Source organism: Planctomycetia bacterium (assembly GCA_021413845.1).
Lineage (GTDB): Bacteria > Planctomycetota > Planctomycetia > Pirellulales > PNKZ01 > PNKZ01.
This window is the reverse complement of sequence record JAIOPP010000084.1, coordinates 16,066-41,588: the sequence shown is the minus strand read 5'-3', so window position 1 is coordinate 41,588 and position 25,523 is coordinate 16,066. Positions and strand designations below refer to the sequence as shown.

Sequence of the window (25,523 nt, the reverse complement as noted above, 5' to 3'; positions counted from 1 at the left end):
GGAGTTCGCTCGCTGACTTGGCTTCGCTAGCTGACTTGGTTCGGGCCGCCGTGAACAGGCGATTCGATTACCTTCGATTGGGCTACGGCCGTTGGATTCAACGTGGCACGTCCCCAGGCTACTTCGGTCGGCAAGCGAGAGAAGTCGACGATGCAGCCATCGCGACTGTAGCAACTCAAGTCGTGCGTGGCACCCATGAAGATGCAATCGACCGGACACGGCTCGACGCACAAGGCGCAGAACATGCACTTCGAATAGTCGATCGTGAAGCCGGTGATTTGGAAGCCCTTGCCTCCTTCGACCCGCTCTTTACCGATATAAATGCAATCGACCGGGCACGCCTTCGCACATTGATCGCAAGAGATGCAGGTCGTGAGATCGTAGCGATGAAAGCCCCGATAGCGTGGCGCCACCGGCACCGGAAGCTCGGGATATTCGAAGTGCTCGGTGAAAGTCTTACGCGCCGGGTCGTACGAATTAACCCAATACCGCATCGTAATCCATAGCCCTTGAGCTACGGTGAATACGGCGTCGAAGACGTCTCGAAACCACTGACGCATGCACTTTTCCTTGCAATCGTTTCCCTGCAAGACGCGGCTTGCACGACGAAGCGCGAATGCGCGACGGACTAGCCGCTGAATTATAGGCAGGCTCCTTCCGCTCGCAAGCGGCGATTTGCATTCTCCGTTTTCGCCTGCGGCAATGGCGGCCCACCAAGATCTTCGAACTTGAAAAATCGTAAGGAAGCGCCGATCGCACGGCGAACCTTGGGTCGTCGGCACGTGACTTCTACTGCGAATGATGAATGCCGAATACGACGGCCGACCAGAGCGACGCAATACCGGAGCCGAGCAACCGACCGGACCATCGAGTTCCGTCACAACGACGCACTTATCCGATTGACGACACTCGCGCATCGGCCTTCATCGACGACACCCCCACGTTTGGCGCATAAAACGGCGACATATTCATGTCGATTTAATCCACACATCCCTTTCATCCGCGCATGTAGAGTAAACACTTCTGCCGGAAGACGTTAAGCCTCGACCAAACCGTATTGAACGAAAACAAGAAACTTGGCAGTCTGGTGGATTTCAGAAGCCTGTAAGAGGGGGTTCGTCGAAAAACCCCGCTAAAAACGACTCCCGTCGCCCTAGTAGCTTGACTCATACTAACTTGCGCGTAGAGTGACATTGAAGGATTGGCCTGCTACTTGGGCCCGACCCTGCGGTCGGGAACGAGTCCGTTGTCGCCGGATTTCTCGCCGTTGAAATAACCACACGGCGTTTACTCAAGGTTAGTGCAAGTAAGCCTTACCGGAAGCCGGAGACGAACGACGAAGGAAGACAACTATGTTGGTGCTATCTCGAAAGAAGAACGAAAGCATCGTCATCAACAACGACATCACGATCGTCGTGGTGGAGATTCGTGGTGACAAGGTGCGCCTCGGCGTGGAAGCGCCGAAGGAAGTTCCCGTCCATCGCCGCGAGGTCTACGACGCGATCCAACGCGCCAACGCCTCCGAATCCACGGCGGACGCCGGAGCGTTGAAGGACGAAGAAGCGAAGTAGCTTCTTCGCGGCTTGGCGAACTCTGCGATTTGAGTCGGCACGAGAATTGATCTCTACTCCGAACATTTCTCATTTGAGCCGCGGTCCCGAATCTTCCGTTCCTTGCACGACACGGACCTTCTCGACTCTCCCGCCGCTCCTCGATTTCGTCGACATGCCTTTGCGGGCTTGACGAAGCGCCCGCCCGCAAGTTAAAAATCTTGATTCACTTGTTCGTCGCTTTCGGACTTAGGCCCCATCGTCTAACCCGGTTAGGACACCGCCCTTTCACGGCGATAATATGGGTTCAAATCCCATTGGGGTCATTTCATAGCGAAACGATGAACCGGAAACCGCGTCGAGCAGCTCGACGCGGTTTTTTTATGCGCCGGTGCGAACTCGTTGCCGAAGCGGATCGCGCGCCGCCGACTTCGGCTCGTCGACTATAATTAATCTCTAGATCGACGCCCCTACCCGCGAGAGACCGATGCCCGACAGCGCCCTCCAGTACGATGCTTTTCTGCTCGTCTCGTTCGGTGGTCCTGAGAAGCGAGACGACGTGCTGCCGTTTCTCGAGAACGTGCTGCGCGGTCGCAACGTGCCGCGCGAACGGATGCTCGAAGTCGCGGAACATTATTACCACTTCGACGGCGTGAGCCCGATCAATGCCCAAAACCGCGCGTTGATCGAGGCTTTGCGTGCCGAGTTCGCGCGCCGAGGAATCACGTTGCCCATTTATTGGGGCAACCGCAATTGGCTTCCGCTGCTTACCGACACGATGGCGCAAATGAAAGCCGACGGCGTACGACGCGCGATCGCTTATTTTACCTCGGCGTTCAGCTCCTACTCCGGTTGCCGACAGTATCGCGAAAACATCGTCGCCGCGCAGGAACTCGTCGGAGCCGACGCCCCGGCGGTCGACAAGATCCGCGTCTTCTACAACCATCCGGGCTTCATCGAGACGATGGTCGATCGCGTTCGCACGGCCCTCGAAGCGATTCCAAGCGAACGACGCCGCGCGACGAAACTCGTCTACACGGCCCATAGCATTCCCGATTCGATGGCGGCGAATTGCAACTACGTGCGTCAACTCGAAGAATCCGCCCGGCTCGTCTCGACGGCTCTCGGTTACGACGACTTCGTGCTCACGTATCAAAGCCGGAGCGGTCCGCCGACGCAACCGTGGCTCGGTCCCGACATCGGCGACTATCTCAAGTCGGCCGCTCGGGAAGGAATAACGGACGTGATCGTCGTGCCGATCGGCTTCGTTTCCGACCACATGGAAGTGATGTTCGATCTCGACTTCGAGGCACTCGAGATCGCGCGCGAGCACGGAGTAAATATGGTTCGTGCCGGCACCGCCGGTTCGCATCCCCGGTTCGTGCAGATGATCGCCGAACTGGTGCACGAACGCATGCATGCTGAATTGCCAAAGCCGGCTCTAGGAGCTTTGGGACCATCGCATGATGTTTGCCCTGTGAATTGCTGCTTGCCGCCTGCGCGACCGACCCCTCGGCCTAGCGCGACGTAACGCTCCGCGAAATCGCAAGCGATGAGCGGTCTCAGACGCGCTCGATCATCAACGCTACCGCATTTCCGCCGCCTAGGCAGAGCGAGGCGACCCCCGTTTTCAGGCCTCGATCCAGTAGTGCGTAGATCAGCGTCACCAGAACCCGTGCGCCGCTGGCGCCGATCGGGTGCCCCAGCGCGATCGCACCGCCGCCGACGTTCAACTTCGCAGGATCGATTCCCAACTCGCGAGCACAAGCCAGCGTTTGCGAAGCGAAGGCTTCGTTGAGTTCCCAAAGATCGACGTCTCCGATCGTGCGGCCGGCCTTCGCCAAACACTTCCGCACCGCCTCGACCGGTGCGATGAAGATCTCTTTCGGCTCGACGCCGCTCGTCGCCGAAGCGACGATGCGAAAGGCCCAAGCCGGCTGGAGTGTATCGCGCATGGTTTCGCTGACGACCAAGAGGGCCGCCGCGCCGTCGCTGATCTGCGAAGCGTTCCCTGCCGTGACCGAGCCGGTGGGATCGAACGCCGGCTTCAATCCGGCGAGCCGCTCGAGCGTGGTATCGGCGCGCGGCCCCTCATCTTCGCGCACGACCGTCGTCGCCTTCCCTACGACCACGCTCACCGGGACGATCTCATCGTGGAACTTTCCCGCTTCGCGCGCGGCGAGCGCTCGCCGATGACTTTCGAGAGCCCAGGCATCTTGATCGCCGCGGCTTACGTTGCGACTCGAAGCCGTATAGTCGGCCGCGCAGCCCATCGCCGTGTTCTCGAACGCGCACCAGAGCCCGTCGTGGATCATGGCATCCAGCAGTTTCTCATGTCCGTATTTGAAGCCCGTGCGGCTTCCGAGCAACAGATGCGGCGCCCGGCTCATGCTTTCCATTCCGCCGGCGACGATGCAGTCGGCATCGCCGGCGCGAATCGCTTGATCGGCCAGCATCACCGCTTTCAATCCGGATCCGCAAACCTTGTTGATCGTCACGGCGGCGACGGTTGCAGGGAGTCCACCGAACAGCGCGGCTTGTCGCGCAGGCGCTTGCCCGACTCCGGCCTGTAAGACGTTTCCGAAGATTACTTCGTCGACAGCCGTGGGCTGCACACCGGCTCGCCGGACGACTTCGGCAACGGCAACCGCGCCGAGCTTCGGCGCAGGCAAAGTCGAAAGACCGCCGAGAAGTTTTCCGATCGGAGTGCGACAACCGGCCACGATCAATGAATACGACATGGGAGACATGCGATAAGAAATAGAAAGGGTCGTGCGGAAGAATCGAGCGCGTAACGAATTATATTCGTTCTCTCACGGTAAGGCTTGAATTTCCGCTCCTTGCCCACCCTGCGCATGGCTTCTATAATCGGCGTTTCCTTCGGTCAGAGCCGCGGCTCATTGGCGTCTACGAGTTTCCCGCATTATGAAAATTCACGAATACCAGGCGAAAGAAATCTTCCGTAAGGCGGGCGTCGCCGTGCCGCAAGGCATCGTCGCGAAGAACCCGCAAGAAGCGGCCGAAGCCTATACGAAGCTCGGCGGTGCGATTGCGGTCGTGAAAGCGCAGATCCACGCCGGCGGACGAGGCAAAGGCACGACGAAGGAAGACGCCTCGCAACGGGGCGTGCAACTCGTACGAAGCGCCGCAGACGCCGCTAAGGCGGCCGAGAAGTTGATCGGCAAGACGCTCGTCACGATCCAGACCGGCGAAGAAGGCCAAAAGGTCAATCAAGTTTTCGTCGAGGCAGGCTGCAACATCGCGCGCGAGTTGTATCTGGCGATCATCGTCGACCGGAGCGCCAAAGGGCCGATCCTCATGGTCTCGCCCGACGGCGGCATGAACATCGAAGAGGTCGCCGAGAAGACGCCGGAGCGCATCGTGCATGAAGCGTTCGACGTCGACACCGGCTTGCTCCCGTACCAATCGCGCAAACTCGCCGAGTTCTTGGGCCTCAAGGGGAAGTCGGTCGCTTCGTTCGATAAGTTCGTGCGGGCACTGGCGAAGATGTTCGTCGCCTACGATTGCAGCATGATCGAAATCAATCCGCTCGTCGTCACGGCGGAAGGCGAATTGATGGCGCTCGACGCCAAGGTCACATTCGACGACAATGGGTTGTTCCGCCATCCGGAACTTGCCGAACTCCGCGACCTCGCCGAGGAAGAACCGGCCGAAGTTCGCGCCGCGCAGTCGGGCCTGAGCTACGTGAAACTCCACGGCAACATCGGTTGCTTGGTGAATGGCGCCGGCCTCGCGATGAGCACCATGGACATCATCAAACTCCACGGCGGCTTTCCGGCCAACTTCCTCGACGTCGGCGGCGGTGCCAACGTCGACCAAGTGACGGAAGCGTTCCGCATTCTGCTGGCGGATAAGAACGTGAAGGCGGTGCTCGTGAATATCTTCGGCGGCATCATGCGTTGCACGACGATCGCCAATGCCGTGCTGGAAGCTTACAAGCAAGTCGGCTTCAACGTCCCGCTGGTCGTGCGACTCGAAGGGACCGAGGTTCAAGAAGGCCGAAAGATGCTCGCCGAAAGCGGCGTGAACATCATCTCGGCCGAAGGGCTCACCGACGCGGCGAAGAAAGTCGTCGCCGCCGCAGGGTAGTCCGTTTCCTTTGTGCGATACAGCTTCTCTCGCACGCGCAATCGTTTGAAGATTTACGACACCATTCCAACCGTTCCTTCTCGGCCGATCCTATGAGCATCCTCATCAACCGCGATACGAAAGTCATCTGCCAAGGCATCACCGGCAAGGTCGGCCAGTTCCACACGAAGGGCTGCTTGGAATACGGCTCGAAGATGGTCGGCGGCGTCACGCCGGGCCGGGGTGGCGAGAAGGTGCTCGATCTCCCTGTGTTCGACACCGTGCGCGAGGCCGTGAAGCAAACCGGCGCCGATGCCACGATGATCTTCGTGCCGCCGGCGGGCGCGGCCGATGCGATTCTCGAAGCGGTCGACGCCGGGATCAAAGTCGTGATCGCGATCACCGAAGGGGTGCCGGTGCTCGATATGGCCCGAGCCTATAAGATCGTCAAGCGGTCGAAGTCGGTGCTGATCGGTCCGAACTGCCCGGGCGTCATCACGCCCGAAGAATGCAAGATCGGCATCATGCCCGGCTACATTCACAAGAAGGGCCCGATCGGCTGCTTGAGCCGCTCCGGCACGCTGACCTATGAAGCCGTTTGGCAACTCACGAACCTCGGCCTCGGGCAATCGACCTGCGTCGGTCTCGGGGGAGATCCGATCGTCGGCACGAATCAGATCGAGTTGCTTGAGATGTTCGAGAACGACCCGGCCACCGAAGCGATCTTGATGATGGGCGAAATCGGCGGCTCGGCCGAAGAGGAAGCCGCGGCTTACATCAAGGCGCATGTAACGAAGCCGGTCGCCGCGTTCATCGCCGGCCAAGCGGCCCCTCCCGGCAAGCGCATGGGCCATGCCGGCGCCATCATCTCCGGCGGCAAGGGCACAGCAACGGAAAAGATCTCGGCTCTCGAAGCGGCCGGCGTCGAAGTCGCAAGAAGCCCGGCCGATATGGGCGTCGCCATGCAACGAGCGATCGCGAAGAAACGCCGCGCCTAGTTGTTATCGCATCGTGTTCCGTATTCAACCCTTCTCCCACCGGGAGAAGTGGCCGAAGGCCGATGAGGGGCGAAGCGGTATACGCTTCGGTTTGCTTATCTGAGGTTTTGTACGCCGCCACCTTCTCCCGCCGGGAGAAGAGTTTGGCGACTCCTATGCGTCGTACTTCGCGCACATCTTACGGGCTCGGTCTCGCACGATCTCGCGCAGTTCCGGCGGCTCGATCACTTCGGCTTGATCGCCGTAGCCGAGCACCCACCAGGCGATTTCGTGCAGGCCCGATACCAGTGCGCGAAAGTCGATCCGGCCGTCGTCGCGCCACTCGATCGTCTGCGTCTTGTGCCAGAGGACTTCGGCGACGTTGTGCGCGACCATCGGCTCGAAGCGAATCAACACTTGCCGATCAGGGCCCGGCTCCGGAATCAGATGCCACGCGTTGCGCAGGAACCGCTCCATATTAAAGCGGGCCGGAACGCGAAACTTGTCTTCCAAGCTTTCCAGCTTCTTGATGCGCGTGAGATTGAACATCCTCACTTCGCGATGCAGGCTCGAGCGCCCTACGACGTACCAACTTCGCCGACTGAACAGCAATTGATATGGCAGCAGCTTCGTCGTGATCTCGCTTTGCTCGCTTAAGCTGCCGTACGAGATCCGCACGGCCCGATGCGAGCCGACGGCGTCGAGCAATTCGAGATACGTCGACTCGTGCCCTTCGGTTCGCCCCGACTGCGGCAAGCGAATGCGCACCGCTTCCGCCAGGTCATGCACATACGCTCGCAACTTCGACGGCAGATTGCTTTCGAGTTTGAGCGCCGCCTGACGGGCCGAAGTTTGAAACGGCAGCCCCGAGCGATCGCCGAGCTGATAACAGAGCACGAGCAGGGCGAGTGCTTCCTGCGGCGTGAAGTTCGTCGGAGGAAGGTAGTAGTTCGTCGGAATGCGGTAGCGCTGTTCCGACTCTTCGTAAACCAGCGGCACGCCGGCTTTCTTCAGCGTATCCAGATCGCGAAAGATCGTTCGCGACGCTACGCCGAGCTCTCGGGCCAGCGACTCAGCGTTCGAGCCGCGGCCCGCTTGTAAATGACCGATCAATTCCAGCAGCCGTACGACTTTTCCGACTTTCATTACGCGTGCGGCTTTCTAAAAGCTCGGTCGGATGATCGCTGACGGACGGCTCTTGTTGTAGCTCGCCGCCGGCCGTGCTGAAAGTGCGACCGGAATCTCGCAACTTCGGCGTGCCGTACTCGTTCATGTCGTACGACGCGGAGCGACCTTCCGAGCGGCCCATCGGCAGGGCTTTCGGTCCCGGAGCTTTACCGGCCGGGGCAGGGCTCGGGATCGCCGGCGGCGTCAGGCTCGGTGGGATCGTGCTCGGCGGGACGACCATCGGCAGGCTGCCCCCTTCTTGAGCCGGAGCGATCGTCGGCACTTGCGGCCCTGCGGACCCATCGTTGATGATCGTCCCTTCTTCGACCCCTTCCACGGTTTCACCGTTGATGAAGTTGCCGCCGTCTTGCTCTTGAGCGATCGGGCCTTGGCTGAAGACGCCCGGGCGAGTGAAGCCGTAGTTCATGAACAAACCGGCATCCCGAGCCCGAGCACGCTCTTCGGCGTCGAAGTAGGCTTTGCTGGCCCAGGGGCCTTCCGCCAAGTGTACGGCGTTGTATTCCAAGAGCGAACCCTTGCGGTAATGCACCGCGGCGATCGCACGGTTGTAATCCGAGAGCGATTGGAAGTAGCTCGACTCGGCATCGGCCAAGCGACGTTGAGCGTCGAGCAACTGGTCGAGCGTGATCCGACCGACTTCGTAGTTCTGCTGCACGGCCTGCACTTGGCGGATTGCAGCGGCACGACGATTGAAGTTGGTTTGGCTCAACATATAGGTCCGGTCTTGGAAGCGAATCGCTTCGGCGAGCAAGTGCGACACTTCGAGCTCCATGTCGTCGAGCACGGCCCGTTCGCGAGCGAGTTGCAGTTGAGCGTTGCGAACACCGGCGAGAGCCTGACGGAACCCGAGCGGCATGTTGAAGTTGAAACCCATCTGCCACTCTTGGTAGTTGCCGCCGAGGAGGCTCTGCCAAGCGTTGTTGAACGGTCCCTTGCCGCCGCCGTTAGCGGAGATCAAGTCGTCGCCGAGGCCGCGGAAGCGATAGATGGCATCGGCATCGAGACGCGGGAGCAAGAAGTTCTTCGAAGCGATGAGCTCCATCTCACGTCGCTTGATGACCCAACGTTGGCGACGCAATTCGGCCGAGCGACCCAACGCTTCTTGATGCACGCCGGCCCACTCGAAGTCGACCTTCGCCGTCGTCGGTTCGTCGGCCGGACGGATCAGTCGGCCGTCGCTGGCGGACAAGCCCATGAGGTAGCGGAGGGCGCTCTCGGCCGAGTACATATCGCTGAGGGCCGCTTCCACGTTGCCGCGGAAGAGGAAGTATTGTTCGCGAGCTTGGGCTTCTTGTGCAGCGTCGGCCGAACCGGCTTGCGCCATCGCGTGTACTTTGCGCCACGTTTGCAACGAGCTGTCGCGGCCGACCACGTTGGCATCGAGCCGACGATAAGCGAAGTACAAGTTCCAGTACGCGTTTTCGACGTCGTTCACGAGGTTGCGAATGCCCGCTTCGAAGTCGGCGAGAGCGATATCCGTATTGATACGAGCGATGACCACGCCGGTATACACGCCCGAGGTCGAGTTCGGTCCCGCGATACGATTGAAATCGACGCCGGCACCTTGCAACAACGGATGCTTGAACTCCGCTTCCAACGTCGCCGTGTAGATGCTCGGAAACTGGTTGGACGGGTTGTTATTCCATTCGTAGTTCGTACCTTGGCGAGCGTAGAACGTGCTGCCGTCGGCGGCGATCTTCGAGATCTGGCCCGTGAAGGCGGCCGTATCTTGCATGAACACGCTGCGCGAGAACACTTGCAAGTCTTGCCGCAAGTTGATCGGGCGATCGTTGTGGTTCCAGAACAAGCTACTCGACAATTGCGCGTCGAACGCGCTCAAAGCGGCTTCGGTGCCGAAGCGCGGATCGCTTTCACGCAAGGCCGGGTTATAAACCGTCGAGGCGTTATCTGCCCCGAGCAGCAATCGAGCGTTGTTGAGCGAGGCGACTTGAATGTTGCTCGACGTGACGGGCGTGCCGCCTAACGTTCGCAGCACTTTGCTGTTCGCCATCGAGTTCTGCATGGCTTCTTCCAACGTGAGATCCCAGATCTCACGCGGGTCGTTGTTGGCGACGGTCAGCGGCGGTAGCGCCTGCGCCACGTCCTCCAACATCGTCGTTTGCACATCGGGATACTCGATCTCGGTCGCGGCACCCTTATAGTGTGAAAGGTTGCCGTCGTCGAAGAAGTAAAACGGTCGGGTCGGTGAACAGCCGGTGACGAGCATCGAGAGCAACGTCACGGATACCAACACCTGGCGAGCTTGCCGTTTCATGGGAGGTCGCGTCCTATGTGAAACGAGGAACTTTAGGAGACGATCGAGCACGCCGAAACCGAGCGACGGCACGAATCGTCCTGTTCCGCATCTCCAGGACCGACGCGCTGCGTCGACCCTGCGCCCCCCGGCGGAGAATGCGTTAGCCTTGTTATCGGAACGCCGGCCGGAAAACTTGGGGCAATCGATACAATCGGCAAAGTTTTCCAACTCACCACAACCGGCAAAGTCATCCAAAAAGACGATTCTGGCGTTCAGATGCGCAGTGTGCGGGCTATGCGAAAAGAAAAGGCCCTCGATCCGATAGGATCGAGGGCCTTGAAGAGTTAAAAAGCTGAGCCGGCAGCACAGCCACGCCACATCCGGCAACGCCGGCGTCCGGGCTATTTCGCGGCGTTGGCTTGCTGCGGATTGGCTGCCTTATCGTACTCGGCTTTATCGGCCACTGCTTGCTCGGCGATCTGCTTCGCGGCCTTAGCGGCGTCGTCTGCCGTCTTCGCGAGGGCTTGTTGCTCGGCATAGTATTTGTCGGCGGCTTCTTTCGCCTTGATCGCCGGAGCGATCGCATCTTGCCGCGGCTTGATCTGCGGCTTCAAAGCGTTCAGCGTCGTGGCTGCCGTGCCGATCGCTTTGCGATGCGCCTCGAAATCGGCGTTGAGATCCACGATCGCCTTCTCGGCGACGGCGAGATCTTCGCCATGCTTTTTGGCCTTCGCTTGCGCGTCGGTGAGGGCCTTCGCCGCTTCGGTCGTTTGTGCGGTCTTGGCCGCGGCATCGGCTTTAGCGGCATCCAGCCGCTTCGCTGCCGGCGGAATTTCCTTTTCCTTCTTCTCAGCCGTGAGCTTGGCGACTTCCGCTTCGATCTTCTTCACGGCGTCTGCGGCCGCGGTCGAAGCGTCGGCCTTTTGCTTGGCCTGAGCGACGGCCTTGGCTTCCGCCCCCTTCACGTCCGCCTGTTGCCGACGCAGCGCGGTTACCTTTTGTTGAGCCGTATTCACCGCGGCTTGCTTGACCGGAGTTTGCCGATCGAGCTCCGGCCGCAACGCTTCGAGCCGCTTCACTTCCGCAACCGCTTCGTTCGCCGAAGCGTTTGCCTTGGCGACCCCGGCAGCGGCGGCTTCGGCATTCTTGCCGGCATTCTCCGCCGAGGTCTTCGCCGCAACGGCCAGCTTCTCCGCTTCCGAAGCGAGTTGCGCCGTGTACGACACCCGTTGCTCGAGCGGCAGCGGGTTGAGCAACAGATTGCCCGCCGGCTTGCCGGTCACTGCATCGAAAAATCGGCCGTTGCCCGCCCAATCGCCGGCGATGATCCGCTTGCCGTCGTACGACAGTACCGCGTCCATCACCATCTCGGGCATCGCTTCGCTCGTGGCGAGAAGCTTGCCGTCGAGGTCCCAAACTTTGCACGTCTTGTCGCGCCCCGCCGTGACGATTTGGCCGTTCGGCGCAAACTCGACTGCGAGCGAGCCCCCGTTGTTGGCAACCCAGGTCTTCACTTGCTTGCCGTTTTCCATTTCCCACAGGCGAAGCGAGCCGTCTTCGCTCACGCTTGCCAAGATGTTCGAGTCGGCCCGCCAACTCGGATCGGTGATGCCCGCCGTGTGTCCGGTGAGGTTCTGGTATTCACGACCGCCGTCGGATTCCCAAATCATCAGGCCCGCGCTCCGGTCCGACGAGGCGAGCAAGACGCCGTCGGGGCTGAACTCGACGGCATAGATCCAATCGGTGTGCTTCTTCATCTCATATTGCAACGTGCCGTCGGCAACGGAGAAGACCCGCACCATTTTCTTCGGCCCGCCGAGTGCGACGAGCGACAGATCGCTGCTGACGTCGGCGGCCAGTACGACGTCGAGCTCATCGCCGACTTCGGTGATCCGCTCGCCGGTCTTCACTTTGAACAATACGACCTTGCCCGACGATCCGCCCCGCCCGCCGCCGGCGAGCAACACGGAGCCGTCGCGGCTGAACTTCAAGATGTGCGGAATTCCTTCGGGATACGCCAAGATCGTCAGCAGCGCGCCGGTGTCGCTGTTGTGCAACATGATTTGCTTCTGACCGGCCACGGCGATCAGCGGCGCCCAAGGGCTCGCTGCGATCCCGGTCGACGAGCCGGGGCGCGTCGCAACGACGAACGGCTGACGACGGAATTTCTCGGGCATCGCCGCCGGACCGTTCGGCTTGTTACCGGCCGTCGTGGCGGCCTTCAACTCGACCTTCGGTTTGATCTTGGCTTTCGAGCCGGCATTCTCCAGCGCACCGCCGAGAATCCATTGCTTGATGAGCGTGAGCTTCGCCTCGGCGATCTTGTCTTGCGCCGGGGGCATCTTCGGCGATTCGATGTGGGCGACCAACGCATAGAGCCGCGAGCTTTCGAGATCGCCGGGAATGACGCACTCGCCACCCGCACCACCTGCCATCGTGCGCGTGTAGCTATCAAGGGCTAAATCGCTCTTCGACTCGTTTTGGTTGTGGCAGGTGTAGCAATGCTCGCGAAAGATCTGCTGAACGTGTTCGTCGTAAGTGATCTTCGGCCCCTTGGCGTCGGGAGCCTTCGGGTCGGCAGGCTTCTGATCGGCCGCGAGCGCGACACCGGTGCAGGCTACGACGGCGAGCAGCATCCCGGCGCGAAAACCGACCGCGGGAACGAACGACACCGAGCGCAAAGCGATACGCATAAAAATTACTCGAACGAGAGTCGACGAACTTGCGAAGTAGGAAGGAACGGCCGACTTGCCGGCGCAACGATCAAGACTTCGATCGCTGCGCCGGCAAGTCGCGAACGGGACGGGAACTAGTGGTTGAACACGAACTCGCGCGAATTCAGCACGGCCCAATAGACGTCCGTCAATTCCTTTTGCGGATTCTTTTCCGGCATGATCGCCAAGAGCTTGGCTTTCTCTTCGGCGGTCGGCTTGCGCGTCAAGCAGCGAATGAAAATCGTATCGATGATCTCGGACGGGGTCTTCCCTGCCTTCAACCAGCGATCGATCGAACCGCCGTTCGAGATCTTCGATTCGATCGTCGGGCCGTTCAGCAAGTGCAACGATTGCGAAAGCGACGGATCGGTCTTCACGTCGTCGGCACAGACGGTCAACCGGTTCGAGCGCCCGAACGTATCGAGGAAGTAATTCGAGGTGCTTCCATCGGCGATCTGCACGGCGCGGGCTCCGAGCGGCAAACGTTGGAACTTCTCTTTCGTTTCGGTCGCTTGGGTGATGATGTCGAGCAAGCTCTCGGCCCGCACGCGACGGACGGTCGAATGCGAGAAGTTCTTCCCGTCTCCGGCATTGCTTTCGTTCACGGTGCCCGAACGCTGATAGGTGTTCGAGAGGCAGATATCGCGAACGAGCCGCTTGAAGTCGTATTTGTATTCGACGAGCTTATCGCCGAGCGCTTGCAGCAGTTCCGGGTTCGTCGCCGGGTTGCTCACGCGAATGTCGTCGACCGGGTCGACGATGCCGAGGCCGAAGAAGTGGTCCCAGATGCGGTTGGCGACGTTCGGCGCAAAGAACTTGTTGTCGGTCGAGGTCAGCCAGTTGGCGAGCACCACGCGGCGATCTTCGCCCGGCTTGATTTCAGGAACCACGCCGCCGAGGAACTTCGGAGTCATTTGCTTCTTCGTCACCGGGTTCGACGTCTCGCCGCCGGCGCGGTTGTAGATCACGATATCGCGATAGTCTTCCGTCGGCTTGCGACCGACTTGCGCGAAGAACGCCGCAAAGCTGTAGTAGTCGTCCATTGTCCAGCGATCGAACGGATGGTTGTGGCACTGGGCGCATTGCGTCCGGATTCCGAAGAACACCTGAGCCGTGTTTTCAGCGGTCTTCAGCAAGTCTTGCTCGACTTGATAGTAGTTCACGGCCGGGCTCTTGAAAGCGCTGCCGCTCGTCGAGAGCAGATCGCGAACCATCTTATCGAGCGGCACGTTGTCGGAAATCTGCGCGGTCAGCCAGTCGGCATACGCCACGGCGGCCTTAGTGCTCACCACGTTTTGATTGGTACGCACCTTCAAGACTTCGGCCCATTTCATCGCCCAAATTTCGGCGAACTCTTTCCGCTCCAACAAACGGTCGACAAGCTTCGTGCGCTTCGAGGGATCTTTGTCGTTCGAGAAAGCGGCGAACTCTTCTTCGGTCGGGAGCAGGCCCGTGATGTCGAGGGTCACGCGGCGCAGGAAGACTTCGTCGGTGCAGAGTTCGCTCGGAATGATGCGCAGCTTCTTCAGCTTCGCGCCGACGAGGTCGTCGATGTAGTTCGCCGGCTTGGCAGCCGGTTCGGTATATTTCACATCTTTCGGCAAGACGAGTAACTGGCTGCCGACCGTGTGCGTATCGAAGCGAGCCATGACGAACGCCTCTCCCCGATTCGCGGCGGTGACTAAGCCGTTTTCGTTGATCGGAGCCGAGTTGTCGTTGTTCGTAAGGAACACGGCGAGGTTCGTGATATCGCGATCGGTGCCGTCGGCGTAAACCGCTCGGGCGATCATCTGCTGCGTCGTGCCGGAGCCTTCCAGCACGGCGATCTTCGGATAGAGATCGACCCGCACCACCTTGACGACTTCCCCTTCGTCGAGCGGGGCGCCGTTGTTGAGCCATTCGAGAATCACTTGATAGTAAGCGCTCGTCCGATCGAATCGCTTGCCGCCGGTGTGCGGAACCGAGCCGTCGTTCTTTTCCAACAACAGGCTTTCGGCAGGCATGCCGAGGTTGATCCGGCGATTGCCGAGTTCGTGCGTGATCCGCATGTGATCCCCCTTGGGATCATAGCCGAATAGAGAGAGCATGAAGCCGTCTTTACCGCGAGCCGCACCATGGCAACTCCCGGTATTGCAGCCCGAACGCATGAAGACCGGCATCACATCGAGATGAAAACTGACCGGCCGATCGGCAGCGGCGTCTTTCACCACGACCGGAACTTGCAGCTTCTGCGTGCCGTAGGTGACGTCGAGCGTCGTCGTGCCGTCGGCGACGGGATAGAGCGTCTGTTGATCGACCCGGGCGAACGTCTTGTCGGCAATCGACACTTTCGCTTCGTTCGTCACATCCTGCGTCACGCCGTCGGCACGCGTGACCATGACGAGGTAGCGCTGGCTATCGCGCTTCGTCGAAAGATTCACATCGGGAGGAAACACCTCGATCTTCACGATGGCCTTGGCGTCCGATCCGTTCGCCGCAGCGGCCGGAGCGGCGATGGTCGTAAGCGGCGAAGCGAATCCGGCGACGATCGCCAAGATCGACGAGGCGATAAACGGTTTTGCGAAGCGACTCACGGCGATAACCTCTCTCATGCGTGTCCGAAACGAAACTCAAAACCACCGGCCGACTTCGACTACTTATTATTACCCGTGGCAGGTGCCGCGGCATCTTGATTCTTCTGCAGACGCAAGGTTTCCAACCGGCTCAATGCTCTCGGAGCGGCAGGTTTCGCGACGACGGCTGCCGGCTGCGGCTTAGCAACGACCGCCGCAGCGGCAGGCTTGGCCGTTACCTTCGGCGGCAGCGGAGCATCGACCCGGATCTCGCCGGGGCCGAACGTATGCGCGACGGGCTCGCCGTTTTGCATCACGACCAAATTCACATAGATCGCCTTGTGCCGACCCGGCGGGGTCTTCGTCGTCGTGGTCACGTTGAAGATCGCCTCGGTGGCATCCTTCCCGATCTCGATCTCAGGGCAGACCGCTTCCGCCGGAAGACCGACCAGTTGCACTTTCGCCTTGCCCGTGAATTCGACGTTGTTCGTAATCTGAGCGACGAACGAGACCGGCTTCCCTTGCTCGCCGGCACTCGGCTTCATCGCGAAATCAAAGAACGGTTGGCCGATTTTCAACGTCGCGAATTGCGAAGCGACTTCCACCGGCCCGTTGACGACGTTCGCCGTGCCGAGCACGAGAATTTTCCAATCTTTGATTTCGGCATTGCTGCCGGCGGTGATTTGCAAGATCCCCTCGTCTTTTCCTTCGGCGATCTGCGCCGAACTCGAAGCACTCACGCCCGGCGGATTGAATAGCATTCGAATCGCGATCGGCGCTTTGAAGTCTTTCGCACGTACGACGCGCACCTTGAGATCCATCGAACCGTTTTTCACGAGCGGAACTTTCGGCTCCATGATCTCGATCTTAAACGGAACCTTTTCGATCACGGCGGTCGTCAGACCGTGGATCGTTTGCGTATAGATCGGGGCATTGTTGCCGCCCCGAATCAGCATCGTCGTTTGCTTGGCGAAGCCGGTTACCTTCTCGGCCTTCGGATCGGTTGGGCTCACCGTCATGCCGACCGTCGAAGCTCCTACCGGGGCATCGTCGGCGGCCGTGAACAGAACCGGCACGTTCGTCATATTGCCGAGCAGCGGAAGCGTTTCGTATTTCATTCCCTTCGGTACGTTTTGCAAATCCAGTTTCAGATCGCCGTTCCAACCGATGCGCTGGACATTGACCATCAACGCACCGCGATTCCCCTTAGCGACCGGCATCGTCACGTCGACGTATTGAATCTTCTCGGCGAACGTCAGCGCAACGCTCGGTTCGACCGGCGTGACTTCGACGCGATATGAGAAGTCAGCCCCCCCTTGATCGAGCATGTCCTTCACCTGCACGACGTACACATCGTCGGCCGGGATGTTCACCCGCAGGTAACTATCCGGTCCGGCTGAGTCGTCGTTCGTGCCTAGGCTCGAGCCGTTCGATAGCCGCAACACGGTCAGCACGGAGTCGAGCGGCGAGCGGAGACTGCGGGCATGCACGCGAATCTCTAAGACCTGTCCCTTCGTTCCCTTAAATTGAAAACAATCGACGTCGCGCGGCTTCTCGATCACGCCGTTCATCGCGATCGGAGCTTCGCAAGTCGTCCCCTTGGCAGGCTCGTCGTTCGGTTCGACTTCCAGCACGTTGTTCAAATTCGAGACCCGAAACACCAGCGGCGAAGGAGCGATACCCAAGGCATCCTTCGGGAAGAACGGCGTCGCCTTGTCGTCCTTGGCATAGGTCGACGAGAGGAACTCCGGCTTCGCGGGGACCGTATACTTTTGCTTGATCGGCCCCGAAGGGTCGCCGAGCAGCGTGACGTCGAGCGTTTCGCCCGGCTTGCCGCCGGCGGGAATCATCGCCGTCGGGCGAGGGAACTTGCCGATGTGGAGTCGATATACCGAGCCACCGACAAACGTGCTCTCACGGACTAGAACGGTGTATTTGCCGTCGGCCGGAGCAAGGACCGAACAGGTGCAGTCGTACCACGCCATGGCCGAGTCGTCGCTGCGAGCCAACTCGAAACGATCCGAGTCGAGAATGGCGAGATAAGGGTCGAACGCCGCGCGGCCCAGGCGAATCCCTTCCACTTCGGCCGAGATGCGATCGCCCTTCTTCGCGTTGACGACGAAGTAGTCGACGTCTTCGTTGCCGATCGAGCCGTTGATCGTCACGCCGAGCGGAATTTCCTGCGGCGTGGTGAATTCGCTGTTCGGTTCTTTTTCTTCGACCACATCGAGAGCGCCGACGCTGAACAAGATCGGCATATCCGACAAGCCGCTCGCCGTCCGAATTCGGAACGCATGACCGCCGAGGCGGCAATCGGGAGCGAGGGTCAACACCGCCTTGACGAGGTTGTCGTTCACCACGCCGGCCTTGTCTTTAATCTGCTCGATGCTTTTGACCTTGATGCCGGGCGAATAGAAGACCAACTCCGGGGCATCGGAGATCGCCCGGCCGCTCACTTGCACTTCGATATCGCCCCCTCGCTTACCGCCGTTCGGTGCGATGGAGCTGAGCGAAGGGTTCGCAGCCGAAACGAAGTTCGGCGCGGTACAGCAGACGACGACGGCCGTCGCAACGAAACGGATTCCGTAAGCACGGAGCGAGGCAAACATGAAAAACCTCAGGAGGGAGGGCGTGCCGGGGAAGGCAACAATCGGGGTAGGCAATGCAACGCGGCAAGCAAGGACCGCGGACTATCGAAACAAGCGCCACACCCAAAGATGAATCGCGATGATTTCATCGCGGTCATCTCATCGTGGTGCAGCACGAACCGAACGGAAGCGAAGATGCACGCAAATGCGACCACACCATTCTACGAACGATCCACCCGGCAAGCCCTAGGCATCACCGGGTGGATCATTCCGATATCATACTAATCTTCGCTCGCACGATCCGTCTAGTCTCGGCCCCTTCGAGACGCGATTTCGTGCGGTAAAAAGCGGATTAGCTGTTCGACTACTTCTCAGCAAACCAGACTTCGTCGGACCGCAGCCTAGACCAAGATTTCCTTGATGACCCGGCCGCCGTCGATGATTTCGATCGGACGATCGCCTGGAGCCATCAATTCCTTGTCGGCCACGATTCCAAGCTGGTTGTAAACGGTCGTCGCCAAGTCTTGCGGGCTGACCGGATCGTCTTCCGGTTCGCTGGCAATTGCGTTCGACGTGCCGTACACGACTCCCTTCTTCACGCCGCCGCCGGCAAGAGCCACGCTGAACACCTTCGGCCAGTGGTCGCGACCGGCGGTGTTGTTGATCTTCGGCGTCCGGCCGAATTCGCTGCTCACCATGACGAGCGTGCTATCGAGCAAGCCGCTGCGATCGAGATCGGTGATCAAGGCCGAGAAGGCTTGATCGAAAATCGGCAATTGGCGCTTCATCGCGCCGACGATGCCGGAGTGCATATCCCAGCCGCCGTATGTGAGGCTCACGAAACGAACCCCCGCACCGACCAAACGCTTCGCCATCAACATCCGTTGACCGGCTTCGTTGCGGCCGTATTCGTTCCGAACGGCTTCCGATTCCGCGTTGATATTGAACGCTTCGCGAGCTTCCTTCGAGCTGATCAGGCTGTAGGCCCGATCGTAGAAGGTGTCCATCGCGTCGATCGCGTCGGACTTTTCCTTGGCATGGAAGTATTCGTTGACCGCGTCGAGTGCCGAGCGGCGACGAGCGAAACGGGTGTCGTCGACCCCGTTCGCCAAGGTCAGGTCGCGAACTTGGAAGCCACCCTGAGCAGGATCAGAACCGAGGCTGAACGGTGCGAACGACGAGCTCAGGTAGCCCGTGCCGGCAAACTCGTTCGGCTGACCCGGAACGCAGACGTAAGGCGGAAGGTTGTTGCGCGGGCCGTATTCATGGCTCACGACGCTGCCGAAGCTCGGGTATTGCAATGCCGGGCTCGGGCGATAACCGGTGAACATGTTGTGCGTGCCGCGTTCGTGGGCGGCTTCGCCGTGGGTCATCGAGCGGATGATACAGAGCTTGTCGGCGATGTCGGCCGACTTGACCATCATCTCCGAGAACTCGACCCCGGCGACCTTCGTCTTGATCGGCTTCAAGTCGCCGCGGTATTCGATCGGCGAGAACGGCTTCGGATCCCACGTCTCTTGGTGAGCGCAACCGCCCGGCAAGTAGATATGAATGACACTCTTCGCCTTGGCTTCCAAGAAGTCATAGTTCTTCTTCTCGGCACGAGCGCTTTCCAATCGGAAAAGCTCAGGGAGCGTCAGGCCGACGCCGGCCAAGGCACCGACGGTCAAGAAATCACGGCGGCTAGGCTTCATCATAAGATCCATCTCCGGTCAAAGCGGGACTGTTATCGGGGAGGGTGTTTTCAGCAAGATTGCCAAGTCAGGCGGGCAACAAGCCAGGCGGGCAATTCGTCGTCAGCCAATTCGCAGCCAGGAAGGCAGTTCACGCCGTGCGAGAGATCGCCTAAGAGAGACGATGGTGGGATCGCAGGGAGGCGTGAACCAAGTTTTTCGGGCTACCGACGCTAATTGACTCGGTTATGCCGGCAGTTACGCGCAGATTTTCAAAAAATCAAAAAAAGACGCAAGTCGGCGGTAAACCACCAGTTTAATTTCAGCGATGCCGAATTCCAGCGATTTCCCAGCCTGGGGTCCTTCCTTGCGTGGCCCTGCAGCCTGTCGAAGCGCTTAATAGCGACTTCGACAGGCCTACTGCTTAAAAAGGTCCGGGCATCTACGCAATTAACTAAGCCTGCCTAGCCGGCCAAAGCCTGGGGAACGATCGGCAGATCAACGACTGTCACCAGAGGAGTGACTAACTGCGGAGCGTCTTGCTTGCTAAAGGTCTCCAGTTCGTCTCGCAACACGAGCACATCGGGCGGCGCTTGAATGCCGAGCCGCACCTTATCTCCCGAGACCCGCACAATGGTCACGATGATGGAATCGCCCAAACGAATCCGTTCGTTTTCTTTTCTAGATAGCACTAGCATGGATAATCAATCCTCCATGTACAATTGATGATTAGTGGTCTTATGTATACATCACGATGACAGGGCGGTCAACACGTCGTTCGCTTAGGCGGCAACCGCTTCCATCTCGTGGATTTTCGCCAGGCGAGTCCGTTGGAAACGGATTCCCGTCGAATCGTAAAACAAAATCGTCTGCTGCTTCGTCTCCCAAATCGCGGAGAACATCACCGCACGAGGGCCGTGTAGGCAAAAATGCATCCCGCATGGCTTGCCCGCACGGATCAAAAGCTGTTCCGACATGTGGAACGCACCGGGCTCTAAATTCTCTCTCAGACAAAGGGTTTCGTAGACGTAGTCTCGAAGTTCGTTCAAGTTATTGAGTTGGCAGTCACCCTGGTTCATACGAATGCGCGCCTCTGGGGTGGTCGAATGAGTCGCATAGAGAAAGCTAAAGGCTTAGGATGCCATTGGCTTGTTTGAGCTATCGGCAATGTGCGCAACCTACTTCGACAAGTAAAAATGCGCATGGGCAACACCGGCCGAATTTTCTCCGCTAAAGTTCGTCGCGCAGCTTGCCGTTAAACGCGCGAACCCATGGAGCCGCAACAGTGCGGCAATGGCGCGACAAACGCCGCTGAAAAGCGACGTTACATTCGGGAACGCCGTTACACACATCCCTTGGCGCAGCGCGTGCGATTCCCATCTCAGCCGGGCATTGCCATCGGCCGGAAACAGCGCATAGAAGCGAACGACATCGCGGTCTTGAAACCGTTACGGCTTCTCAGCGGCATATTGCTTATAAGCCGCATCGATGCCCCCGACCGCGACGTCTCCCTTATGGAAGAAAACGCGATAGCGCAGCGTCAGCGATTCGCCGGAGCGAACGGTTGCTCCACTCTCATCCTTCGTGTTCTTGTCGAAGCTCGTCGCACCGAACGGATTGGCTGCGAACAAGCCATAGGGCCGCACATGCCAGCGGGTCGGAAAGCGGAAGCTCAACGGATGATTGAAGATCGCCACGCCGAGTTGCTCGCCGCCGACCGTGCCGCTGTAATCGACCCACGCGGCTTTGGTTCCCCAAGCGTCTTTATTCGTCAGCCCTTCGCTCGAGACGATCTTGCCGCCGGTCGGCTTGTGATCGACGTCCATCTCCGTCGGCACGCGCACGCCGAACGAGCCCTCTTTCGTTTCGCCGAACTTCACGTCGCCGTTCGTGGCCTTCAGCACGATCGTAAAGTCGATCGCCCGCGCGTCGCCGAGATCGCGGAAGACGGTCGTGCGCTCGTCTTCGAGAATCTTATCTCCCTTAGGCCCGAGCCAATCGTTGCGCGACACGAGCGTGGCCGTGCTCCCTGCCGCTTCGATCTTCGTAAACTCTTTGTGCTCGATCGAACCGTGGCCCGAGTAGAGCACGCCGTCTCCGTCCGCCTCCTTCAGCTTCGAGCCGTCGCCGGGATTCTCCGCCCAAAAGTTGACGCCGTTCACGTTGCCATGCGTGAACCAAAACGATCGTTGATGGGGATGATCGGTCGTTTCACCGTCGACCCAAGCGTTGGCGTAAGCCCGAGTCATCGGCTTGCCGGTCGGCCCGACAATCGGCCAGATATACGGCTTCGGCCCGTTGCCGATCACGTAGTCGGCGAACAGTTTGCCGTCGATGAGCACCGCCACGCCATGCACGGCTTTGTCACGCGCCGCGACCGTGACCGTGCCTTGCGCCGAGGCTTCGTCGGGCGTAAGAACCGAGAAGAGCGACAAACAGCAACCTAAGATCGCACTTCGGACGTACGGCATGGCGGCAACCTCGACGAAGGATGAAACGGTGGGCGGGAAATCGAATGGTTCGATCGCCCGCTATCGTAATCCCTCGCCGGCGGCGATGCCACCGTTTAGGTAGCCTCGCGATTTAATACAATAAGCTGCCGCGGCGATGCACTGCCGAAGCCGCTCGAACCGGCGGCTTATTGCTGCGCCTGTTCCAAAACCGGGCGCAAATACTCGGCGATCGGCAGCGGAGCGTAGGTCGTCGCATGCTCGTCGGCCTCGGCCGCTCGGCGGCGATCGGCATCGTCGAGCGTCCACGCGATCTTATGCTCGGCACGCAAGGTCTTGCCGAAGTTCGGCACGACCGACGCACGACGCATCGTGACCTCTTCGGCCATGACTTGCCGATCAGCCAAGGCGGCGTGCAACTTGAGTCGGGCATACGGCGGTTGCGAGCCTGGATTCAAGACCGTGTTCAATTGCGCTTGCCGATAAGTGAAGTCTTGGTATCGGCGGAGCGATTCGGTGTCGCGGGCTGCGACTGTCTTCGCGCGATACACCATAAAGGCGCTGTTCAACACCAGCTCGCGCTTCTCGGCGTCGAACTGTTCTTCGAAGTCCGGCGTTGCCAGAAACTTCACATAACTAGAGTCGCTCAGCTTCGAGCGCTCGCGTAAGCGTTCGCAAAAGTCCGTCACTTGTTCCATCGCTAGTTCGCAGCGCACCTTGCGGCGGTCGTCGAGCAACGTGAACCGCGTAGTCGCGGCATCGAACACCACCGCTTCCGGCGGGTCGGTGAGAAAGTCGTAGGTCTTGGCGGCGAAAACGGTCGTGCTGCCGCCGACGAGTTGCTTGCCGTCGAACACTCGGCTCTCGATCCGAAACTCTTGCGCCGCCGCTTCGCCGACGCAGCCGAGCACACAGCTGACCGCTAACACGATCCCGCGCAATGCCGATCCCGCTCGCGACTTGCAATCGTTCATGTTCCGCTCTCCGCCGGCCGAATTCGAGACGCTCGAAACCATTCTTCCCCTCATGCGGCAGGGAGGTTATCGGAAGGCTCGGGCCTCGTAAATACCGGTCGTCGGCGTGCGAAAGTCCGGTCGTGCCGATCGTAAGGAATGCCGGCAGCGCGGGTGCTACCAATCCGCCGCCGATTGTCCACGGGCGGCGAGCCGGCAGGTCGGCAAGCTACCGCATGTGCTAAATTTTCCGGTCTCGATTGCAACATCGAACGATCCCGTTGCCCGCACGGCCTCCATGCCGTCGGCAAAGTTCTCTCAGGAGCGGCACACCCTTGGCTTCGCGCATCTTCTTGGTTACCGGCGGCGCTGGCTTTATCGGCTCGCACATCGTCGAAGCGCTCGTTCGTCGCGGCGATCGGGTACGCGTGCTCGACAATCTTTGCACCGGCAAGCTTGAGAACATCGCCCCCTGGGCCGATCGCCTCGAGTTTCTACAAGGCGACTTGGTCGACGAGGCGATCGTTGCGAAAGCGGTCGCAGGGGTCGACTGCATCTTCCACGAAGCGGCGCTCGCTTCCGTTTCGCTGAGCGTCGAAGCCCCGCTGCAAACGCATGCCGCTTGCGTCACAGGAACCGTCAACTTGCTCGATGCCGCCCGGCGAGCCGGCGTGCGGCGCTTGGTCTATGCCGCGAGTTCGAGCGCGTACGGCGATCAACCCTCGAGTGCCAAGCGCGAGACCGACCTGCCGGCACCGATCTCCCCTTACGGTGCGGCGAAGCTCGCCGCCGAAATCTATTGCCGTTCGTTCGCCGCTACGTTCGGGATCGAGACCGTCTGCCTCCGGTACTTCAACGTCTTCGGCCCGCGACAAGATCCCGACAGCGCCTACTCGGCCGTGATTCCGCTCTTCATCACGGCCCTGCTCGCCGGCCGTCGCCCGACCGTTTACGGCGATGGAGGCCAATCGCGCGACTTCACGTTCGTCTCGAACGTCGTGCGGGGGAACCTACTTGCCGCCGATGCTCCGGCCGCGAACGTCAACGGTCGTGTGATCAACATGGCGAACGGACGTTCGCTAAGCCTGCTAGAGCTCATCGCCGCGCTGAATCGGCAACTCGGTACCGACGTGCAACCGATTCACGCCCCCGCGCGCATCGGCGATGTCCGCGAAAGCATGGCCGACATCACGCTCGCGCGCTCCGTGCTCGGCTATGAACCGGAAATCGATTTCGAAGAAGGGCTCAAACGCTCCATCGATTACTACCGGACGATCGTGAAGAGATGATGCAGTGGTCGGTGGTCAGTGGTCGGTGATCAGAAAAATCATGAGCTACGATCCGTTTACCCGATCAGGATCGAACTCCGCCAGCCAATCGGCGATGCGCTCCGAAGCTTTGCCGTCGCCGTAGGGGTTGGCGCTCGGCAGTCGCTTCCCCACTGCCGGCGATGCCTCTAAATAATGCGTGGCGCGGTCGACGATGCGCGCCGGATCGATGCCGACGAGCTCCGCGCAGCCGCCAGCGATTCCTTCCGGCCGTTCGGTATCGTTCCGCAATACCAGGACCGGCTTCCCCAACGACGGTGCTTCTTCCTGCACTCCGCCGGAATCGGTCAAAATCAACGTCGCGCGATCCATCGTCCGCACGAACTCCGGATAATCGAGCGCCGGACCAAGCTCGACGTTCGGCAAGTTGCCGAGCGCCCCGCGTACCGGTTCCTCCACCTTCGGGTTCGGATGCAGCGGCCAAGCGAAGCGATGCTTCGGGAACCGCGCGGCCAGCATCTTCACCGCGGCGCAAATGTTCGCGATCCCCAAGCCGACGCTCTCGCGGCGATGGGCCGTGATCAACACCAGCGGGCTCGGCGCGGCCGAGGACTCTTGGATCCGCACGCGTTCCCGTTCGGCGGTCCATAGCAAGGCGTCGATCCCCGTGTTTCCCGTGATGCGGATCCGCCCGCTCGCCGTCCCTTCCGCTTGAAGATTCGCCGCGGCTTGCTCCGTCGGAGCGCAATGAAAGCTCGCCGCCAACGAAATCAGCCGTCGATTGAATTCTTCCGGAAACGGCGAAGCCAGGCTCCCCGTGCGCAAGCCGGCTTCGACATGCACGATCGGCTTCTCACGAAAAAACGCCGCTTGCGCCGTCGCCGCGGCCGTCGTCGTGTCTCCTTGCACGATCACGAAGTCGGGCCCGTATTGGCCGAGCACGTCGTCGACTTTGCGCAAGCATCGGCTCGTCAACTCGGCCAAGTTCTGATTCGGCGACATCACTTGCAAGTCGCAGTTGGGCCGAAGCTCGAAGTAGTCGACCAGCGGCGTCACCAACTCCCGATGTTGTCCGCTGAGGCAGACGAAGACCTCGAACTCGGTCGGGCGGGCGCGACAGACGCGCACCAGCGGCGCCAGTTTAACGGCCTCGGGCCGGGTTCCGATCGAGAAGAATAGTCGTCGACGTCGCATGCTCGCGATTGTCGCGACACGGCCCGTCGCCGGCAAGGCAGGAAAACCGCCGGATTCAGGCACCTATCCG

The 25,523-nt window shown here is 60.1% G+C and carries 18 protein-coding genes and 1 tRNA gene; 6 read left to right on the top strand and 13 right to left on the bottom strand.

Features of this window, described 5'->3' with window-relative positions; translation table 11 throughout:
* Nucleotides 1–26: 26 nt before the first annotated feature.
* Nucleotides 27–560 (bottom strand): NADH-quinone oxidoreductase subunit I, encoded by a 534-nt coding sequence (locus tag K8U03_15070; protein ID MCE9606215.1) that lies wholly within the window; start codon nucleotides 558–560, stop codon nucleotides 27–29.
* A 792-nt stretch (nucleotides 561–1,352) separates the two neighbouring features.
* Between K8U03_15070 and csrA the strand changes: the two genes are divergently transcribed.
* From csrA to K8U03_15055, 3 genes are all read left to right on the top strand, one after another.
* The gene (csrA, locus tag K8U03_15065) at nucleotides 1,353–1,571 is read left to right on the top strand and encodes a carbon storage regulator CsrA (GenBank protein ID MCE9606214.1); all 219 of its coding nucleotides are present in this window, start codon (nucleotides 1,353–1,355) and stop codon (nucleotides 1,569–1,571) included.
* A 231-nt stretch (nucleotides 1,572–1,802) separates the two neighbouring features.
* Nucleotides 1,803–1,876: transfer RNA gene (locus tag K8U03_15060), tRNA-Glu, on the top strand.
* Between the two features lie 161 nt (nucleotides 1,877–2,037).
* The gene (locus K8U03_15055; protein MCE9606213.1) at nucleotides 2,038–3,081 is read left to right on the top strand and encodes a ferrochelatase; all 1,044 of its coding nucleotides are present in this window, start codon (nucleotides 2,038–2,040) and stop codon (nucleotides 3,079–3,081) included.
* Nucleotides 3,082–3,112: 31 nt separating this feature from the next.
* On the opposite strand, the gene K8U03_15050 is transcribed toward K8U03_15055, so the two are convergent.
* On the bottom strand, nucleotides 3,113–4,291 hold the full coding sequence (locus K8U03_15050; GenBank protein MCE9606212.1) for an acetyl-CoA C-acetyltransferase: 1,179 nt from the start codon (nucleotides 4,289–4,291) through the stop codon (nucleotides 3,113–3,115).
* 184 nt (nucleotides 4,292–4,475) lie between these two features.
* On the opposite strand from K8U03_15050, the gene sucC reads away from it, so the two are divergent.
* Both sucC and sucD read left to right on the top strand, forming a co-directional pair.
* Nucleotides 4,476–5,660, top strand: a complete 1,185-nt coding sequence (gene sucC / locus K8U03_15045; GenBank protein MCE9606211.1) for an ADP-forming succinate--CoA ligase subunit beta — start codon at nucleotides 4,476–4,478, stop codon at nucleotides 5,658–5,660.
* 92 nt (nucleotides 5,661–5,752) lie between these two features.
* Nucleotides 5,753–6,637, top strand: coding sequence for a succinate--CoA ligase subunit alpha (gene sucD, locus K8U03_15040; GenBank protein MCE9606210.1), 885 nt, complete (start codon nucleotides 5,753–5,755; stop codon nucleotides 6,635–6,637).
* Nucleotides 6,638–6,790: 153 nt separating this feature from the next.
* Here sucD and K8U03_15035 read toward each other — a convergent pair whose 3' ends face one another.
* From K8U03_15035 to K8U03_14990, 10 genes are all read right to left on the bottom strand, one after another.
* Complete coding sequence (locus K8U03_15035) at nucleotides 6,791–7,762, bottom strand: YafY family transcriptional regulator (protein MCE9606209.1); 972 nt, start codon at nucleotides 7,760–7,762, stop codon at nucleotides 6,791–6,793.
* Entirely contained in the window at nucleotides 7,689–10,079 is a 2,391-nt protein-coding gene (locus K8U03_15030; GenBank protein ID MCE9606208.1) for a TolC family protein, read from the bottom strand. Before K8U03_15030 ends, K8U03_15035 begins: the two co-directional genes overlap by 74 nt.
* A 383-nt stretch (nucleotides 10,080–10,462) precedes the next feature.
* On the bottom strand, nucleotides 10,463–12,754 hold the full coding sequence (locus tag K8U03_15025; protein MCE9606207.1) for a hypothetical protein: 2,292 nt from the start codon (nucleotides 12,752–12,754) through the stop codon (nucleotides 10,463–10,465).
* Between the two features lie 116 nt (nucleotides 12,755–12,870).
* Complete coding sequence (locus tag K8U03_15020; GenBank protein ID MCE9606206.1) at nucleotides 12,871–15,366, bottom strand: DUF1549 and DUF1553 domain-containing protein; 2,496 nt, start codon at nucleotides 15,364–15,366, stop codon at nucleotides 12,871–12,873.
* A gap of 41 nt (nucleotides 15,367–15,407) precedes the next feature.
* Entirely contained in the window at nucleotides 15,408–17,936 is a 2,529-nt protein-coding gene (locus tag K8U03_15015; GenBank protein MCE9606205.1) for a PPC domain-containing protein, read from the bottom strand.
* 380 nt (nucleotides 17,937–18,316) lie between these two features.
* Entirely contained in the window at nucleotides 18,317–19,621 is a 1,305-nt protein-coding gene (locus K8U03_15010; protein ID MCE9606204.1) for a DUF1501 domain-containing protein, read from the bottom strand.
* Between the two features lie 431 nt (nucleotides 19,622–20,052).
* The gene (locus K8U03_15005; protein ID MCE9606203.1) at nucleotides 20,053–20,286 is read right to left on the bottom strand and encodes a carbon storage regulator; all 234 of its coding nucleotides are present in this window, start codon (nucleotides 20,284–20,286) and stop codon (nucleotides 20,053–20,055) included.
* An 84-nt stretch (nucleotides 20,287–20,370) separates the two neighbouring features.
* Entirely contained in the window at nucleotides 20,371–20,667 is a 297-nt protein-coding gene (locus tag K8U03_15000) for a hypothetical protein (protein MCE9606202.1), read from the bottom strand.
* A 369-nt stretch (nucleotides 20,668–21,036) separates the two neighbouring features.
* Nucleotides 21,037–22,059: a PmoA family protein gene (locus K8U03_14995; protein MCE9606201.1), complete on the bottom strand. Its 1,023-nt coding sequence runs from the start codon at nucleotides 22,057–22,059 to the stop codon at nucleotides 21,037–21,039.
* Nucleotides 22,060–22,226: 167 nt separating this feature from the next.
* Nucleotides 22,227–23,012 (bottom strand): hypothetical protein, encoded by a 786-nt coding sequence (locus K8U03_14990; GenBank protein MCE9606200.1) that lies wholly within the window; start codon nucleotides 23,010–23,012, stop codon nucleotides 22,227–22,229.
* Nucleotides 23,013–23,326: 314 nt separating this feature from the next.
* Here K8U03_14990 and K8U03_14985 point away from each other — a divergent pair, with 314 nt between their 5' ends.
* Nucleotides 23,327–24,280 (top strand): SDR family oxidoreductase, encoded by a 954-nt coding sequence (locus tag K8U03_14985; protein MCE9606199.1) that lies wholly within the window; start codon nucleotides 23,327–23,329, stop codon nucleotides 24,278–24,280.
* Nucleotides 24,281–24,325: 45 nt separating this feature from the next.
* Here the strand turns inward: K8U03_14985 and wecB are convergent, their stop codons facing one another.
* Nucleotides 24,326–25,453 carry a UDP-N-acetylglucosamine 2-epimerase (non-hydrolyzing) gene (gene wecB / locus K8U03_14980; GenBank protein ID MCE9606198.1) on the bottom strand — a complete coding sequence of 376 codons (1,128 nt, stop codon included), beginning with the start codon at nucleotides 25,451–25,453 and terminating at the stop codon, nucleotides 24,326–24,328.
* Nucleotides 25,454–25,523 lie beyond the last annotated feature (70 nt).